This is a genomic window from Leucobacter komagatae (assembly GCF_000834055.1).
Classification (GTDB): domain Bacteria; phylum Actinomycetota; class Actinomycetes; order Actinomycetales; family Microbacteriaceae; genus Leucobacter; species Leucobacter komagatae_A.
Genome location: NZ_JXSQ01000008.1, coordinates 62,401 through 80,165, shown reverse-complemented (window position 1 = coordinate 80,165; position 17,765 = coordinate 62,401). Strand labels below are relative to the sequence as shown.

Annotated in this window: 14 protein-coding genes; 11 read left to right on the top strand and 3 right to left on the bottom strand. The window is 66.2% G+C overall.

Going from position 1 to position 17,765, the window contains the following annotated elements; all coding sequences use genetic code 11:
- Positions 1-20: 20 nt before the first annotated feature.
- From SD72_RS07920 to SD72_RS07895, 5 genes are all read left to right on the top strand, one after another.
- Positions 21-983: an ABC transporter permease gene (locus SD72_RS07920; RefSeq protein WP_042543905.1), complete on the top strand. Its 963-nt coding sequence runs from the start codon at positions 21-23 to the stop codon at positions 981-983.
- Entirely contained in the window at positions 980-1,873 is an 894-nt protein-coding gene (locus SD72_RS07915; protein ID WP_084766955.1) for an ABC transporter permease, read from the top strand. The genes SD72_RS07920 and SD72_RS07915 overlap by 4 nt, the downstream gene beginning before the upstream one ends.
- Entirely contained in the window at positions 1,870-3,642 is a 1,773-nt protein-coding gene (locus tag SD72_RS07910) for a dipeptide ABC transporter ATP-binding protein (protein ID WP_042543904.1), read from the top strand. The genes SD72_RS07915 and SD72_RS07910 overlap by 4 nt, the downstream gene beginning before the upstream one ends.
- Positions 3,643-4,290: 648 nt before the next feature.
- On the top strand, positions 4,291-5,598 hold the full coding sequence (locus tag SD72_RS07900; protein WP_042543902.1) for an alkylhydroperoxidase domain protein: 1,308 nt from the start codon (positions 4,291-4,293) through the stop codon (positions 5,596-5,598).
- On the top strand, positions 5,595-6,257 hold the full coding sequence (locus SD72_RS07895; RefSeq protein WP_042543901.1) for a VOC family protein: 663 nt from the start codon (positions 5,595-5,597) through the stop codon (positions 6,255-6,257). Before SD72_RS07900 ends, SD72_RS07895 begins: the two co-directional genes overlap by 4 nt.
- Before the next feature lie 62 nt (positions 6,258-6,319).
- Here SD72_RS07895 and SD72_RS07890 read toward each other — a convergent pair whose 3' ends face one another.
- Positions 6,320-7,609 carry an ATP-dependent DNA helicase gene (locus tag SD72_RS07890; RefSeq protein WP_042543900.1) on the bottom strand — a complete coding sequence of 430 codons (1,290 nt, stop codon included), beginning with the start codon at positions 7,607-7,609 and terminating at the stop codon, positions 6,320-6,322.
- Between the two features lie 97 nt (positions 7,610-7,706).
- Here SD72_RS07890 and SD72_RS07885 point away from each other — a divergent pair, with 97 nt between their 5' ends.
- Positions 7,707-8,939 (top strand): MFS transporter, encoded by a 1,233-nt coding sequence (locus SD72_RS07885; RefSeq protein WP_042543899.1) that lies wholly within the window; start codon positions 7,707-7,709, stop codon positions 8,937-8,939.
- Between the two features lie 5 nt (positions 8,940-8,944).
- On the opposite strand, the gene SD72_RS07880 is transcribed toward SD72_RS07885, so the two are convergent.
- Entirely contained in the window at positions 8,945-10,324 is a 1,380-nt protein-coding gene (locus SD72_RS07880) for an MFS transporter (RefSeq protein ID WP_042543898.1), read from the bottom strand.
- A gap of 160 nt (positions 10,325-10,484) precedes the next feature.
- Positions 10,485-12,212 carry a cation:proton antiporter gene (locus SD72_RS07875; RefSeq protein WP_042543897.1) on the bottom strand — a complete coding sequence of 576 codons (1,728 nt, stop codon included), beginning with the start codon at positions 12,210-12,212 and terminating at the stop codon, positions 10,485-10,487.
- A 446-nt stretch (positions 12,213-12,658) separates the two neighbouring features.
- On the opposite strand from SD72_RS07875, the gene dnaK reads away from it, so the two are divergent.
- From dnaK to SD72_RS07850, 5 genes are read left to right on the top strand one after another with little or no spacing between them, the layout of a single operon-like run.
- Entirely contained in the window at positions 12,659-14,506 is a 1,848-nt protein-coding gene (gene dnaK / locus SD72_RS07870) for a molecular chaperone DnaK (protein WP_042543896.1), read from the top strand.
- 2 nt (positions 14,507-14,508) lie between these two features.
- Positions 14,509-15,150 carry a nucleotide exchange factor GrpE gene (locus SD72_RS07865; RefSeq protein WP_042543895.1) on the top strand — a complete coding sequence of 214 codons (642 nt, stop codon included), beginning with the start codon at positions 14,509-14,511 and terminating at the stop codon, positions 15,148-15,150.
- Entirely contained in the window at positions 15,143-16,105 is a 963-nt protein-coding gene (locus tag SD72_RS07860) for a DnaJ C-terminal domain-containing protein (protein WP_042543894.1), read from the top strand. The genes SD72_RS07865 and SD72_RS07860 overlap by 8 nt, the downstream gene beginning before the upstream one ends.
- A gap of 28 nt (positions 16,106-16,133) precedes the next feature.
- Positions 16,134-16,553 (top strand): heat shock protein transcriptional repressor HspR, encoded by a 420-nt coding sequence (locus SD72_RS07855; protein ID WP_198141911.1) that lies wholly within the window; start codon positions 16,134-16,136, stop codon positions 16,551-16,553.
- Positions 16,541-17,758, top strand: coding sequence for a class I SAM-dependent methyltransferase (locus SD72_RS07850; protein WP_042543893.1), 1,218 nt, complete (start codon positions 16,541-16,543; stop codon positions 17,756-17,758). The genes SD72_RS07855 and SD72_RS07850 overlap by 13 nt, the downstream gene beginning before the upstream one ends.
- The last annotated feature ends 7 nt before the right edge of the window (positions 17,759-17,765 follow it).

The following is a 17,765-nucleotide window of genomic DNA, read 5'->3' as shown; positions in this document are numbered from 1 at the left end:
CTCCAGGAAGGAACGATCACATGCCGTACATCGTGAGGCGCGTGCTGCAGGCGCTCGTCGTGCTGCTGCTCGCCTACACGGTGGCCTACGTGCTGCTATCGGCCCTTCCTGGAGACGCGGTGCTCGCCCGCTACGGCAACCCAGAGCTGGGGCTTTCGCCCGAGCAGCTCGACGCGATCCGCGAGAGCTACGGCGCCGACCGCCCGCCGCTTGAGCGCTACCTCGACTCGATCTGGTCGTTCCTGCGCGGCGATCTCGGCTACTCGGTCAACAGCGGGGCGGCGGTGAGCACGCTGCTCGCCACCGCACTGCCCTCAAGCCTCGTGCTCGCTATCTCGAGTCTCGTTGTCGCGGTATTCCTCGCGGTGACTATCGCGTTCACCGCAAGTTTTGGCGGCGCGGTGTGGTTGCGCCGCTTCTTCCGTGGCCTTCCGCCACTGTTCGTGTCGCTTCCCGTGTTTTGGATCGGCATCATGCTCATCCAGGTGTTCTCATTCCAGCTGGGGCTGGTGCCCGCCATCGGGGCGACAGGAATCCAGGCACTCGTGCTTCCGGTACTCACGATCGCGATCCCCATCGCCGCCCCCCTCGCACAGGTCCTCCTCCGCTCCATCGACGAGGTGCGCACGCAACCATTCGTTGCCGTGGTTCGCGCCCGCGGTGCGAGCACCTCATGGCTGCTGTGGCGAAACGTCGCGCGCAACGCCTTGCTGCCGACCCTCACGATGGCCGGCGTGCTGTTCGGTGAACTCGTCGGTGGCGCAGTCGTCTCCGAGACCGTGTTTGCGCGTGCAGGTATCGGGCAGCTCACCGCGCAGGCCGTCGCAAATCGCGACACACCTGTGCTGCTCGCGATCGTCGTGTTCGCCTCGCTCACGTTTGTCATTATCAACCTCGTGGTCGATCTGCTGTACCCGGTGCTCGACCCGCGCCTGCGCGCGAAGACCGAAGCCCCAGCGTCCCTGAAGGGAGCCGTGCGATGAGCATTCTCACCAGACCGCGACTCGAGAAAGACGGCGCCGATCCCGCCGGCAGCGGCCAGACCCCGCGCACTCGGTCGCCACTGCGCGGCACGAACGCAGCACGGGTGTTCGGACTCCTGGTGCCAGCCGGCGTGATTCTTATCGGACTCGCCTGGGCGATCGCGCCTGGCCTCTTCGCGCACGGCAGCCCAACGGAGACGGTCGGACCCGCCCTGCAGGGCCCGAGCGTCGCGCACTGGTTCGGCACCGACGCGACCGGGCGTGACCTCTATACCCGCGTGATCTACGGGGCGTCAGAATCCATCGTCGGCGCACTCGTCGCGGTGCTCGTCGGGTTCGTGGTGGGAACGTCCATCGGTGTGCTCGCGGGCGCAGTTGGCGGCTTCGTCGACGAAGTGCTCATGCGGTTCGTCGACGTGCTGCTTGCGATCCCCGCGCTGCTGCTCTCACTGAGCATCGTGATCCTCCTCGGATTCGGCACAACAAACGCAGCGATCGCGGTCGGCGTCACATCGATCGCCGTGTTCGCGCGCCTCGCCCGCTCTCAGGTCGTCAGCGTTCGCGTGAGCGAATACGTCGAGGCAGCCTACGGCTCGGGCGGCACATTCCTAACGGTGCTGTGGCGACACATCCTCCCGAACTCGCTCACGCCGGTGCTGGCACTCGCAGCGCTGCAGCTCGGCAGCGCTATCTTGCAGATCTCCACCCTCGGATTCCTCGGGTACGGTGCACCGCCGCCCACACCCGAGTGGGGGCTGCTCATCGCGGAGGGCCGCAACTATGTCGCGACCGCGTGGTGGCTGACCGTGCTGCCTGGCCTCGTCGTTGTCGCGATCGTTCTCGCAACGAATCGACTGAGTCACTTCATCAGAGGGGGAGACCCAACATGAGCGAAATCCAGCTGCTGAGTGTGCGCGACCTGCGCGTCGAATACTCGACGCCCTCGGGCACCGTGGATGCCGTGCGCGGTGTCTCGCTCGACGTCGCACCGGGCAAGGTCACCGCGCTCGTTGGTGAATCAGGGTCGGGGAAAACGAGTGTCGCCCAGTCGGTGATCGGGCTGCTCTCGGGCAACGGGCGCGTGACCGGCGGCGAGATCACCCTTGCGAGCGAAGCACGCGGCACAGAACGCCTCACCGGCCTCTCCGAACGAGCTTGGCGTGGGGTGCGCGGTGAGCGCATCGGCCTCATCCCGCAGGATCCCGGAAACTCGCTCAACCCGGTCACGCGGATCGGGACGAGTGTCGGCGAGGCGCTCCGCATCCACGGCTGGCGTGACCGGCGCGCCGTCAACTCGCGCGTGCTCGAGCTCCTCGACCGCGTAGGAATTGACGACCCCGAGCGGCGCGCGCAGCAGTTCCCGCACGAACTCTCTGGTGGCATGCGGCAGCGCGTGCTCATCGCGGCCGCGCTCGCGTTGGAGCCCGAACTGGTGATCGCCGACGAGCCAACGAGCGCGCTCGACGTCACCATCCAGCAGACGGTGCTCGACCTGCTCGACCGCCTGCGGCAGGAAACGGGGATGGGGGTACTGTTCATCACCCACGATCTCGCGGTGGCGGCGGATCGCTCAGACTCGATCGTCGTGATGCGCGGCGGTGAAGTGCAGGAATCCGGTGAGTCCGGGGCAGTGCTCTCACGGCCGCAGTCGGAGTACACGAAGAAGCTGCTCGCAGACGCGCCGTCGCTTGCGCGCGTCGTGGTGCGAGACCGCGTGCCAGCTGACCCTGGCGTGGCTGGCCCTGGCGCGGCAGACCTCGCGCTCGCCGCCGAGCCGCTCGTTCGGGTGAGCGGGCTCAGGCAAGAGTTCAAAACCCCTGGCCGCGCTGCGCCGTTCGTAGCCGTCGACGACGTCACGTTCAGCGTGCCGCGCGGCACCACGCACGCGATCGTCGGCGAGTCGGGGTCGGGCAAGACCACAACGGGGCGCGCGATCGCGGGGTTCCAGCGCCCGAGCGCCGGCGAGATCGTTGTCGGCGATACCGAAGTGACAGGGAAGCGACTCGCCCGTGACTTCCGAAGGCGCACCCAGCTCGTCTACCAGAACCCCTACGGTTCGCTCGACCCGCGGCAGACGATTTCGGCCGTGCTCGCCGAGCCGCTGCGCAACTTCGGTATCGGTTCTGCGGCGGATCGTGCGCAGCGCATCGAACACGCGCTTGACCTCGTTGCACTCGCGCCCGAGATCGGGGCGCGGAAACCGAATGAGCTCTCGGGTGGGCAGCGCCAGCGCGTGGCGATCGCTCGCGCTTTGATTCTCGAACCCGAACTCGTCGTGCTCGACGAGGCAGTGTCCGCGCTCGACGTAACCGTGCAGGCGCAGATCTTGCGGCTCCTAGCTGAGTTGCAGCGCGACCTCGGCCTCACCTATATCTTCATCTCACACGACCTCGCTGTGGTGCGGCAGATCTCAGACACGGTCTCGGTGCTGCAGCGTGGGAAGCAGGTCGAATACGGGACGGCCGACCAGGTCTTTGCTGCGCCTGAGCACGACTACACGCGGGCCCTGCTCGCCGCGATCCCCGGGGCGGGCATCCGCGGCCCGCGCAGCACTGGCACCGTTGCAGCGGAGGCCGCGGCGTCCGCGAGGGGTCTGCTCACCGAGGCGCGCACGGACGCCGAACTCGCCGACGCCGAGCTCGCTGGCGCACCCCGATGATCGGGAAGCGTCCATGAGGGGGAGATCGCAGAGCGCTCGTCCTCGGACAGGGAGCGATCGACCTGGGGTTTTCGTGCAGGGCGCTTTTCTGCCGGGCGCTTTTGTGCCGGGCGCTTTTCGACCAGGTGGTTTTCGATCAGGTGGTTTGCAACCTGGTCGAAAACCGCCTCTGCGGAAACAACCTGGCGATCCGATGCTAGGTGGCGTCCTGCCGGGTGGCAAAGCGCCTGGAGCCGAAGCGACTGGCGACAAAGCACCAGGAGCCGAAGCGTCTGGCTGGAAAGCACCTGGCGGCCGAGTACCTGGGGGCGAAGCACCGGGCGGCCAAGCGCCTGGGGGCGAAACACCAGGAAGCGAAGCACCAGGCTGCAAAGCAACAGGCAGCAAAGCACCTGTTGGGAAACCGCAGGGTGTGATCTCACCCGGTGCTCCGCAACCGAGTGCTCGCGTACCCGGAACCACACATCACCGCACGGGAACACCGGCTTGGCGGCCACCGGGTAGGAAACGAGCAGGTTGTCTGGCAACAGGCAGCAAACCACCTGTTCGCACACCACCCTCACGCCCCTGGCACGGGGCGCCACCACACCACGCCGCACAGCACCGCAGCATCCGCGCAGGCCAACCACGACACACAAAGGACACGCAATGACCACAACCACAGGCGCAGACCTCATCGATCTGCTCGCTGGCATCGCCCCAGGCAGCCCCCTCGCCGCACTCCGCGCGCAGCGGGCCCAAGCCCAGGAGAACGCTCAGCTGAGCTTCGCGGCACTGCTCGAGCCGGAGGCTCCGGGGAGCTTCCCGCTCGCAGAGCGTTACGCCGTCGCGCTCTTCGTCGCGCAGCTCCACGAGTTTCGTGCGGCTGAAGCCTTCTACGCCGACGTTCTCGGTGACGAAGCCCCAGCACTGGCAGCGGTGATCCGCGACCTCGCAACTCAGGCCGCATCGCGCGGCCCTGTTGGTGCGTACCGCGAACCCGGCCTGCACAGTGAGAGCGTGCTCGCGCTCACCTGGGCGCCAGACCAGGCGGCTACCGAAGCGCTCGGCGAGCACCTCGCTGCAGCGCTCGCGCACGCCCACCTGCTCGTGTTCCGGCCGCGGGAAGCGTCGCCAGCTGCCCTCGCCGCGTTGATCGACGCCGGTTGGTCAGCAGACGACATCGTGTCGCTCTCGCAGCTCGTCTCGTTCCTCGCCTTTCAGCTGAGGGCGGCGTGGGGGCTGCGGATCATCGGCGGCGTCGCCGACGAGGCAGCGCCCGAGCAGACACCTTCGCGAACGGCGGAACAGGGCACCGGTGGGCAAGCTGCGCCGTCGGCGGCGCTGTCAGCGGAAAGCCAGGAGCTCATTACCCGCTACCCCGACCTCAGCCGCCCAGACGCGTTCACGCAGCAGGGCCTCGGCTGGGTACCCTGGCTCGCCCCAGTGGCGGAGGCAGACCTCAGCGAGGAGCAGCTTGAAGCGCTCATCGAGCCTGCCAGGGCCAAGCTGCCATACTTCAGGCTGCTCGCGCGCGACCCGAAGGCACTCCACGCCCGCACGCTCACCGACCTCGACATCTTCTTCAACGTGAACGATGGCATCGGGAGGGCGGAGCGTGAACTCGCCGCAACGGCTGCGTCCCGCCACAACGGCTGCGTCTTCTGCGCCTCGGTCCACTCAGCAGCAGCAACACGCGAATCTGGGAACAGCGAAAGCGTGCAACGGCTGCTCGATGAGGGCGTCGGCGCCGACCTGGGTGACCCGGTGTGGAACGCCGTGGTGAGCGCATCCGTCTCGCTCACAAACACCCCGCTCGAGTTCGGAGACGCAGACGTTCGCGCGCTCCGGGAGGTTGGGCTTGGGGATGCGGAGATCATCGACGTAGTGAACGGTGCGGCGTTCTTTAACTGGGCGAACCGGCTCATGCTGTCCATCGGCGAGCCCGAGCTGCCAGCAGGGAGGAGCCGCGCATGACCGCCGCACTCGATCACATTGTGATTGCGAGCCCAGACCTCACTGCGCTCGTTGAATGGTTCGCCGAGCGCACTGGTGTCACCGCCCAGCCGGGAGGCAGGCACCCAACTGGGACGCAGAACGCCCTTGTCGCCCTCACTATTGATGGTCGCCGTGGGCCGCAGTACATCGAACTCATTGGGCCGTATACCGACGCAGCAGCAGGCGCGCTTCCCGAGAAGTTCGGGATCAGTGAGCTTTCGGGCCCCGCAGTCCAGGCGTTCGCTGTGCATCCGTCGGATATCGCGGTCGCAGTTGAACGGGCGCGCACCGTCGGCTGGCCTACCGGACCGGTCGAGGGTCTCTCCCGGCACACCCCAGAGGGGGAGCTGCTGGAGTGGCGACTCACGAAGGGCGAGCCAGGAGTACCGGATCGCTACGATGTGCCCTTCCTGATTGACTGGGGCGCAACGCCGCAGCCAGGGGAGACGACAGTCCCGAGCCTTGAGCTACTCGACTTCGCACGCTTGGAGTCGAGTGTGGAGCGCGTCGACGCCCTGCGGGGTGAGTACGCCGAGGTCGGCGTGAGCGGGATCGATGTTCGGCTCGCGGAGCGCGCAGGGTTCGCGCTGACCGTTCGCACGGCGGCTGGCGACGTCGTCGAGTTCCTGCCGGCGTGACGTCAGTGCCGTGGCTCACCCGCGCCGGCGACGCCGGCGCGGATGGGCTCGGTCGGTCCGCGCTAGGCCGAGGGTGCCGCGGCCTCCGGGGTGCGGTCGGCGAAGAACCGCACGACGTTCGGGTCGACGATGACGTCGCGTGGCTGAAGCGGCCGCGCAAGGAAGAGGCCGTCGAGCGATCGCACCCGGCTGAGCGCAACGTACGTCTGCCCGGCGCTAAACGCGCGCGGACCGAGGTCGATCGCTGCGGCATCGTAGGTGTGGCCCTGCGACTTGTGTACGGTGACGGCCCACGCGAGCCGCAGCGGGAACTGCTCGAATTCTGCAACGACTTCTTTTTCGAGCTTCTTCGTCTCGGCGTCGTAGCGGTACCGGAACCGCTCCCAGGTTGTCGGCTCGACCTCGTATTCCTCATCTCCGACGTCGACCCAGACGGTGCCCTCGATCTTCGAGACCGTTCCGATCGTGCCGTTGACCCAGCGTCCGTCAGGGTCGTTGCGGAGGAACATGACCTGTGCGCCAGCCTTGAGTTCGAGCACCTCATCGGCCGGATACGTGTTTTCGCGAAACTCGCCGGTGATCTCCGCCGCGGCTTTGAGCGCGGTTCCCCGAATCTCGGCGAGCCGTTCTGCGTTGATACGGTTCACGGTCGCGTTCGTTGTCGCGAGTGTGATGACGTCGCGTGGTGCGGGGCGTGCTCCGGCAGCGTTGAGTTCGTTCGCCTGTGTCTCGTCGACGACGCCGTAGCGCACTGCACCGAGGATCTGCTTGAACCGGTCGTCGCTCTGCCTGTGCACCTCGGTGAGCTCGATGACGTCGAGCGGCGTCTCCTGCCACACCTTCGAATCGAAGAACCAGAGGGAGCGGTAGGTGTCGTCGAAGTAGGCCCGCTCGTGCGGATCGCGCGGCGGCACGGGCGGCAGCTGGAACGGGTCGCCGAACATGATGATTTGCGCGCCCCCGAATGCGTCGTGGCGTTTGCCGCGGGCGATCCTGAGCGAGCGGTCGATCGCGTCCATGAGATCGGCAGACACCATCGAAATCTCGTCGATGATGAGGGTGTCGATGGAGGCGAGCATCTTCTTCAGCTCGGCCGGTTGATCGAGTTCGTGGTCTGCGATGACCCCTGTGGGCAGGCGCAGGAGCGAGTGGATCGTTTGCCCACCTACGTTCAGTGCGGCGACGCCGGTTGGCGCACAGACGGCGATAATCTTCGACGTGTTCCACGAGAGGTGGTTGAGGATGGTCGACTTGCCCGTCCCGGCCCTCCCTGTGACGAAAATATGTTCGCGGGTATGCTCGATGCGCTCGTAGACGTTGAGCTGCTGCGGGCTAAGTTCTGGGCGAGACACTCGAATAGGCTACCCCGCAATGGGATACTAGTGCGGCGTCCTCGCGCACGGGCCGCTCATTCCCTCGCTCAGCTTGCCACGAAAGGCGGCCACCTTCGTGCCCCAACTCACCACTTTTAGACGCAATCTTGCGCTGTTCGCGCTTGCGCTCGGCGGTTTCGCGATCGGCACGACCGAATTCGCGACGATGGGTGTGCTCCCTGAAATTGCCGGCGACCTCCTTCCCGGATACGAGGCCGACCCCCAGCGGGTCATCGCGCAGGCTGGGACGCTCATCACGCTGTATGCCCTCGGCGTTGTCGTCGGCGCGCCAGTGTTTGCTGTGCTCGGCGCGAGGCTCTCGCAGACGAAACTTGCGCTGTGGCTGCTCGTGCTGCTCATTATTGGCACCGTGGGTTCCGCGCTGGTGCCGGGCTTTGAGGCAGTGGCCACGTTCCGGTTTATCTCGGGCTTGCCGCACGGTGCCTACTTTGGGGTTGCCTCACTGCTCGCTGCGCGTCTCATGGGCCCCGGGAGCATGGGCAAGGGAATTGCGCTCGCGATGAGCGGGCTAACGGTCGCCAACGTCATCGGGGTTCCGCTGTCGACGGTGCTCGGCCAGCAGCTCGGGTGGCGCTGGGTCTACGGACTCGTCGCGGTGCTGTTCGTGGCGACACTGCTGCTCGTGGCGCTGTACGTACCCCGCTTCCCGGGCGACCCACAGCGGAGCCCGCTGCGTGAGCTGACCGCGCTCGGCAGCGCACGGGTGTGGATCATGGTCGCCGTGTTGTCCATCGGCTTCGGCGGGTTCTTCGCGGTGTATTCCTACATTGCGGAGGTGACGACGCGAGAAGCCGGCCTCGGCGCGGGGATGGTGCCGTGGGTGATCGCGACGATGGGGGTCGGGATGGTGCTCGGAAACATTCTTGGCGGGATACTGACCGACAAATTCCCCATCGGCACCGCGCTGTGGGGGTTTGCGCTCTTTATCTCCTCCTTCGTGCTGTACTCTCTCCTCGCGTCGCACCCTGTTGGGCTTTTCGTCTTTGCCTTCCTGGTGAGTCTCGCCTCGTCGATTCTCCTGCCGACGCTGCAGGCAAGGCTCATTCGCATGTCGAGTGAGGCCAGACTGCTTGGCGCGGCGCTCAATCACGCCGCTGGCAACATCGCGAACAGTCTTGGCGCGTGGCTCGGCGGCCTCGTGATCGCCGGAGGTTTCGGCTACCTCGCGCCTGGATGGCTTGGCGCCGTGCTCGCTGGCGCCGGCCTCGTGCTGTTGCTCGTGAGCCTCGCGGTGCAGCGCCGCGACGGTGGCAAGAGCGTTGATACGGCGGGCATCCCCGTCGTATAGCGGGGTTACGCCTCGGCGAGGTCCGCGGGGTTCGGCTTCCGCACGAATACGAGCGTCATGACGAGGCCGATCCCGACGACGATGATCAGGCCGAGGATCCCGAAGTGCGTGGCGCCGAACCAGCCAATGAACGCGGCCCACAACCACGGCGAGAGGAAACTCATGACGCGACCCGTCGTCGCGTAGAGGCCAAACACCTCACCCTGCATGCTTGCCGGCGCCATGTGGGTGAGCAGCGATCGGCTCGACGCCTGCGCCGGCCCGACGGCGGCGGAAAGGATGAGGCCGCCGATCCAGAAGATCGCCTTGCCCTCCTCCCTGAAGAGGAAGATGAACAGGCCGCTCGCGACGAGCGTGATGAGCGAGAAGACGATGATCGCGCGCGGCCCGAACCTGTCGTCGAGGCGGCCGGCGATGATGGTCGAGACGCCGGCGACGAGGTTGAGGGCGACGCCGAAGATCATGACCTCGGTCGCCGAGAAGCCGAATGACACGGCGGCGAGAATGCCCCCGAACGCGAAGATGCCCGCGAGGCCGTCGCGGTAGACCGCGCTCGAGATGAGGAACCAGAACGTCTGGCGGTGCTCACGGAACAGTGCGCGGAGGTCGCGAACGAGCACCGCGTAGCTGCGGAAGAAGCCGACGCGGGGCCTGTCGGTGCGCGCGGGCGGTTCCGGCACCCAGAGCACAAAGGGAATCGAGAACACCACGGTCCAGGCCGCCGCCCCGACCGCGATGAGGCGGTAAGCAAGGCCGTTCGAGACGTCGAGCCCGAACCAGTCAAGCTCGGTGAGCAGCACGACGACAACGAGCGCGACGATGCCGCCGATGTAGCCGAGGCCCCAGCCGAGACCGCTCACGCGCCCGATCGTCTTCTTCGTCGAGACGTCATAGAGCATCGCGTTGTAGCTCACGCCCGCGATCTCGCTCGCGACCGAGCCGAGCGCGACGGCTGCGGCACCGAACCAGAAGAATTGTGGATCGGCGTAGACGAAGAACATCGCGAACTGGATGAGCGCGAGCAGGGCGGTTCCGAGCACGACCCAGCGTTTCTTGCTGCCGCGGGCGTCTGCCTGCTGGCCGAGCACCGGAGCGAGCAGCAGGATGAGGATCCCCGCGGCGAAGATGACCCAGCCGTAGTTCGCGGAGAGGTCAGCGAGGCCCGAGCAGTATGCGGTGCTCGCGTCTGTGCTTTGGGAGCAGGTGAGGCTCCCGTCGGCGTTCTGCGCCGCGATGTCTGGTGCGAGGAATGCGTCGGAAACGAGGTAGAGCGACACCCAAACAAACGTGAGGATCACCGAGTTGAACGGCTGCGTCGCCCAGTCCCAGAGGGCCCAGGAGGCTACTGTTCGCTTCGTTGCGGGGGTGCGTGGTGTTTCGCTCACACGGCCAGGCTACCCCGACCTGAGAGGGCTGTGGGGGAGTAAACGGCCTGGGAAGGTAACGGTCTCATGAACGAGTCGCGACCGCGCTGGGCGCCGCGGCGCTGGGGTGCCGCCGGCGCTGGGGCTGCCAGCGGCGGCGGCCCCAGCGCCTCACACCGAGCTAGCTGTCTGCGGCGTCCTCGCGCATCTCCAGTGCGATCTGCTCCGCGTCGAGCGTAGCGAGCGCGTGCGAAAGTGTCGCGGAGCTGAACCGGGCCTCTTTGCGCATGGCGAGCAACAGCTCACGCTGAGCGAGCAGGATTTCGCGGCGCAATGCGCTTCGGCGCGCGCGTTCCTGTGCGTCGTGCTCGCCCGCGCCGAGTGCGCCGAGAACCTCTGATTCTTCGCGCTGCTCGAGCCGCCCCGGCGTTACGGTCGTATCGCTGACGTGCGCTGGCCCCACTCGGTCCTTGCCCACCTCGATGAGGAGCTCGAGGAGTTCGGCGCGCTCTGCCGCGTCCTCTTGGGGGTCGGGGGAGTCCGGCTGTACTTTGCGCACCACCCAGGGGAGCGTGCCGCCCTGCAGCAGTAGCGAGGCGCCCGCGACGAGGAAGGCGACGAGGATGAGCAGCGAACGGCTTGGCGTCTCGGCCGGCAGCGTTTGCGCGGCGGCAAGCGTCACGACGCCGCGCATGCCAGCCCAGGCGATCACGGTGCCCTCGCGCCATCCGAGGGGTTTCTTGGTGAAGTAGTCGATGTCCGCGGACTTGCGGCGCACGTGCCCCTGGAGTTGAGAGAGGCGCCGTGCTGGAACGGTCCGCGAGCGGCCGTCTCGCACCATCTCAAAGTCCTCGTCGCCCGCACTGTCGAGCTTCGTCTGCAGGCGCTCGAGCGTCGGTTTGATTTGCTCGCCACGTTTCTGGCTTCGCCCGAGCGAGGCAATGAGGGGTGCTACATACAGTGCTCTGAGCAGGGTCACGACGACGAGGCCGATGGCAGCGAGGCCAACCGCGGTCCACACGCCAGCGCCGTCGCGCTGCACGTCGTTGATGATCTTCGAGAGCTCGAGGCCCATGACCAAGAACACGGTGCTCTCGAGTAGCAGTTCAACGGTGCGCCAGTTCTGCTCGTCTGAGATGCGGTGCTGCGGGGTGAGGTACTTGACCGAGCCCATGCCGGTGATGAGGCCGGCGACAACTGCTGCGACGAGGCCCGAACCGCCGAGGGCTTCGGCTGGCAGCGACGCGAGGAATGGCACGGTGAATGAGATCACGGTGTTCACTGTCGCATCCTTCACTCGTGCGCGAATGAAGAGGTTGAGTACGCCAATGACGAGGCCGATGAGTGCTGCGATGAAGACTGCCCACGCAAAATCTCCGAGCACGGTCCAGAGCGATACGGAGGCGGCGGAGGCGGCGATCGCAGATCTCAGGAGCACGAGCGCGGTCGCGTCGTTGAGGAGGCTCTCACCCTCGAGCACGGTCACGATGCGCGGCGATACGCCCACCCGCTTCACGATGGTGGTCGCGACGGCGTCGGTTGGGCTGAGGATCGCGCCAAGCGCGATGCCGCCGGCGAGCCCGAGACCGGGGATCAGCCAGGAGAAGAGCAAGCCGAGGACCACAGCGCTCACCACCACGAGCGCGACGGACAGGCCGCTGATGGTGGTGAATTCGCGGCGGAAGTCGACCGTTGGCATTGACACCGATGCCGAGTACAGCAGCGGTGGGAGAATTCCGGCGAGGATCCACTCGGGGTCGACTTCGAAGTCGGCCACGAACGGGAGGAAGCTGATAACGATGCCTACGAAGACGAGGAGCAGCGGTGCTGGTATTCGAAGTTTGGGAGCGATGAGACTGGCTCCCGCTATGCCGAGCATGCCGAGTACCCCAATGATGAGAAGTTCCATCCGGGTGCTCCTCTCTGGGTTGTGTTGGCGGGATCCGAGAGCGGATCGGGTCTAGCGAGGTATGCGATGTTGCGCTGGAGCTCGCGGCCGCTCGGGAGCTCGCGTACTCCCGGTGGAAGCTGCGCTGCGGGGCGCGTGATCTGCTCTCCGGTGAGTGTGCCTGGCACTGTGTGAGGAGGAGCCGCGGTTCATGGCTTCCCCTCTGTGTGTGAAAAGCGTACTCCTATAGACACGGTGAGCGCGAGTGAAGGAGGCTGCCCTGGTCCGGGGCCGGTCGCACGAACCTGAGAGTTGAGTGAAGTTCACTCAAGTTTCACTCGCTGAACTTGACTCGCGCCCGGGCTCAGCTAAACTTGAGTGCATAAGGCTCAACTTGAGAAACCACTCGAGGAGCCCCAGAGTCCACCGGCGCTCGCCGCCGGTCCAGCACAACGCAAGGAGAACATATGTCACGTGCAGTAGGTATTGACCTCGGCACCACCAACTCGGTCGTCGCCGTTCTCGAGGGTGGCGAGCCCACCGTCATCGCGAACGCCGAAGGCTTCCGCACGACCCCCTCGATCGTCGCGTTCACGAAGGACGGCGAGGTGCTCGTCGGTGAGACCGCGAAGCGCCAGGCCGTCACGAACGTTGACCGCACCCTCGCCTCAGTCAAGCGCCACATGGGCACCGACTGGAAGAGCGACGAGATCGACGGCAAGAAGTACACCGCGCAGGAGATCAGCGCGCGCACGCTCATGAAGCTCAAGCGCGACGCCGAGACCTACCTGGGTGACAAGGTCACCGACGCGGTCATCACGGTGCCCGCCTACTTCAACGACGCCGAGCGCCAGGCAACGAAGGAGGCCGGCGAGATCGCGGGCCTCAACGTGCTCCGCATCATCAACGAGCCCACCGCTGCTGCGCTCGCCTACGGCCTCGACCGCGGCAAGGAAGACGAGCTCATCCTCGTATTCGACCTCGGCGGCGGCACGTTCGACGTCTCCCTCCTCGAGGTGGGCAAGGACGACGACTTCTCGACCATCCAGGTGCGCTCGACCTCAGGCGACAACCGCCTCGGCGGCGACGACTGGGATCAGCGCGTGGTTGCGTGGCTGAGCGAGCAGTTCAAGAACTCGACCGGCGTCGACGTCTCCAAGGACAAGATCGCACTGCAGCGCCTCAAGGAAGCCGCTGAGCAGGCGAAGAAGGAGCTCTCGAACTCGACGAGCACCCAGATCCAGCTCCCCTACCTCTCGCTCACCGAGAACGGCCCGGCCAACCTCGACGAGACCCTCACCCGCGCGAAGTTCGAGGAGCTCACGAAGGATCTCCTCGAGCGCACCCGCAAGCCGTTCGAGGACGTCATCAAGGAAGCTGGCGTGAAGGTCGCAGACATCGCGCACGTCGTGCTCGTTGGCGGATCGACCCGCATGCCAGCCGTCACCGAGCTCGTGAAGCAGCTCACCGGCGGCCGCGAGCCGAACAAGGGTGTCAACCCCGATGAGGTCGTCGCAGTGGGCGCCGCGCTCCAGGCCGGCGTGCTGAAGGGCGAGCGCAAGGACGTTCTGCTCATCGACGTCACCCCACTCTCGCTCGGTATCGAGACCAAGGGTGGCATCATGACGAAGCTCATCGAGCGCAACACCGCGATCCCGACGAAGCGCTCGGAGACCTTCACGACGGCAGAAGACAACCAGCCGTCGGTTGCGATCCAGGTCTTCCAGGGCGAGCGCGAGTTCACCCGCGATAACAAGAACCTCGGCACGTTCGAACTCACCGGCATCGCACCCGCTCCCCGCGGCGTGCCGCAGGTTGAGGTCACCTTCGACATCGACGCCAACGGCATTGTTCAGGTTTCGGCCAAGGACAAGGGCACTGGCACCGAGCAGACCATCACCATCTCCGGTGGGTCGACGCTCTCGAAGGACGACATCGAGCGCATGGTTCGCGAGGCAGAAGAGCACGCAGCGGACGACAAGAAGCGCCGTGAGGCAGCCGAGCAGCGTAACAACGCTGAACAGCTCGCGTACTCAGTCGAGAAGCTCATCTCGGAGAACGAGGACAAGCTCCCCGAAGATGTGAAGACTGAGGTGCAGGGCGACCTCGACGCACTCAAGGCGGCCCTCGCAGGGGACGACGATGACGCGCTGAAGACGGCCGCCGACAAGCTCGGCGAGAGCCAGCAGAAGCTCGGCGAAGCCATCTACGCTCAGGCACAGGAAGCCCCAGAGGCAGCCGCAGAGGGCGCAGAGTCCAACGACGAAGATGTGGTCGACGCAGAGGTTGTTGAAGACGACGAGGAGCAGAAGTAACCATGGCTAACAAGGAACATCTGGGCGACGACCAGCCAGTGGGCGATGTTCCGGCTGGCCAGGCCGGTGAGGCATCGCAGAGCGATTCCGCACCAGCGCCCGGGGCGGAGGGCAAGTCCTCCGCCCCGGGGCCGGAGGCAGCTGACCTCACGGTAGACAACATGCTCGGAGCCGAGCAGACCGAGGAAGCCGCTGGCGCGGATTCCGAGGCCGCAGCCGACGAGGGGGAGAACCCGTACCTCGAGGACCTGCGCAGGCTCTCGGCTGAGTACGCCAACTACCGCAAGCGCACCGAGGCGAACGTCGAGCTTGATAAGCAGCGCGCAAAGGCATCTGTGGTGCTCCAGCTGCTGTCGGTGCTCGACGACCTCGACCGCGCAGAACAGCACGGCGACCTCGAAGAGGGGACCGCGTTCTCGACCATCGCGCAGAAGCTCCGTTCCAGCCTTGAACGGCTCGGAGTGGAGAGCTTTGGCGAGAAGGGCGACCTCTTCGACCCGCAGGTGCACGAAGCAATCGCTCAGGTCCCGGTTCCCGGCACCGAGCAGCACACTGTGCTCGACGTGATTGAGCGGGGCTATCGCATCGGTGATGTTGAACTGCGCCCCGCCAAGGTAGCGGTGGCGGTGGGGGCCGATGGCTAGTCAGGACTGGTTGGATAAAGACTTCTATCGGATGCTCGGCGTCTCCAAAGACGTCGACGATGCCGAACTGAAGAAGGTCTATCGTAAGCTCGCCCGCAAGTATCACCCGGACTCAAATCCGGGGGATGCTGCGGCCGAGGCGAAGTTCAAGGAGATCAGCGAGGCATACTCGGTGCTCTCCGACAAAGAACAGCGCTCCGAGTACGACCAGATTCGGGCCATGGGCGCAGGCGGCGCTCGCTTCACGGCGGGCGGCCAGGGCGGCCAGGGTTTCGAGGACGTATTTGGCGGCATGTTCGGCGGAGCCGGCGGGCAGGGTGGACGCAACACGCAGTACACCTTCCAGCAGGGCGGCGGCTACGACGACCTATTCAACATGTTCGGCGGAGGCGGTGCTCGTGGCCCCCAAAAGGGACGCGACGTGAACGCGACGACGACGATCGATTTTGAGACCGCAGTGAGCGGCGACACCGTCACCCTGCAAACCTCAAACGGCAACGTCAAGGTGAAGATCCCAGCGGGCGTCTCGAACGGCCAGAAGATCCGCCTTCGTGGCAAGGGCGAACCCGGCCAGGGCGGAACCCCAGCCGGCGACCTCATGCTCACGGTCACCGTGCGGAAGCACCCGGTGTTTGAGCGCGACGGGTTGAACCTCAAGCTCAAACTCCCCGTGACCTTCACAGAGGCGACCCTCGGCGCTACCGTTGAAGTACCGACCCTTGGCGGCGAAACCGTGCGCCTGAAGGTGCAGCCGGGCACTCCGAGTGGCCGTGTGCTCCGGGTGAAGGGCCGTGGTGTGAAGACCTCCAAGGGGACGGGAGACCTGCTCGCAGAGGTGCAGGTGGCGGTGCCAAGCCACCTGAGCGAAGCGGCCCGCGAAGCGCTTGAGGCGTTCCAGCAGGTCGAACCACAGGAAAACCCGCGGGAAGATCTGTTCGCGCGAGCGCGAACGTAACCGAGCACGAGAGGCGTAGGGAGGGACGATGGCGAACAGGCACATGGACAGGTTCACGCCGGTATTTGCGATCGCTGCCGCATCCGAACTCGCTGAAATGCACCCGCAGACGCTGCGGCAGTACGACCGAATCGGGCTCGTAGTGCCGCAGCGCACCAGTGGCAACACTCGGCGATACTCTCTGCACGATGTGCACCGGCTTCGGGAGGTCTCCCGGCTCTCGGCCGAGGGCCTCAGCCTCGAAGGGATTCGCCGCGTGCTCACACTTGAGGACCGCGTGCGTGAGCTCGAGGAGCAGGTGCACGAGCTCGAGCGGGCGCTGTCTGACGAGATGCTCAAGCGGCCCGAACGGCGCGTGTTCGCCGCCGGAGCCGGTGGCGAGGTCGTCACCCTTCGACGAGGCACGCGGGTGCGCCGCAATGCCGAGGTCGTCGTGTGGAAGCCGTAGCCGCGTCGCTCGAAGAGCTGTGTTCATCCCTCAGCCGCGAGCCAGACTTTGATGCGCCCGAGCTGCAGGCGTTCGACACCGCAGATCTCCTCATTCTGACGACAGCAGCGGCACGCATTCGGAGTTCGGCTCCCGGCTCCGTTGCCATCATCGGGGACAGGCACGGCGCTCTGACGCTTGGAGCGGCTGGCGTGCTCGGCGCGAGCGGTCTCCGCACCTACCAGGACCCCGTGCTCGCTGAGCGGGCACTCGCGCGCAACGCGGACAGCCTCGGGCTGAGCGACAGCTACGCCAACACAACGCTCGGACCTGAGCTCCTTTCCGGCGCCGAAACGGTGATCCTGCAGCTCCCACGCGGCCTCGAAGCCCTCGAAGAGATTGCGTGGAAAATCGCGCGCTTCGCCGATCCCGGTGTGCGCATCTTCGCCGGCGGCCGTGTGAAGCACATGACGCTGGCACAGAACGAGATCCTCTCCCGGTACTTCGGCGACGTCAGCGCCGGACTCGGCTGGCGCAAGTCGCGGGTCATTCAAGCCGGCGATCCGCGGCCGACGCTCGCCAGCTCGGAGCCCCCCTTTCCTAAGTGGGGAAACGACCGCGAGCTGAGCTTCGGGGTCGCAGCCTTCGGGGCGACATTCGGCGGAACGAAACTCGACCATGGCAGCAGACTGCTGCTGCGCACGCTCGACGCAGACTGGGCGGGCGATCACACGCACCCCGCGAAGGTCGGCGGAACGCAGACCGGGCACGCAGCCCGCGCAGCCGCCGCACCCGAGCACGTGCTCGACCTGGGGTGCGGCAGCGGAGTCCTCGCCGTATCGGCCGCGCTCGCACTCCCAACCGCGACAGTCGTCGCGAGCGACCAGTCCGACGCGGCAGTGCGATCAACCGCGCTCACCGCCGAGGCGGCGGGGGTCGCCAGCCGGCTCGTGATCCACCGCGCTGACGGCGCTGAAGCGGTGTCAGACGCCTGGGCCGACCTTGTCCTCCTGAACCCGCCGTTTCACACGGGCGCGACCGTCCACGCCGGCGTGGGACACAGACTTATCCGCGATTGCGCGCGCATCCTCCGCCCGGGCGGTGAGCTGCGAATGGTCTTCAACTCCCACCTCGGGTACCGGCCGCTGCTCGAACATGTCATCGGCCCGGTGCGGCAGCTCGCACGCGACGCGACGTTCACCGTGCTCGCCGCGACGAGGCGATAGCGCAGAA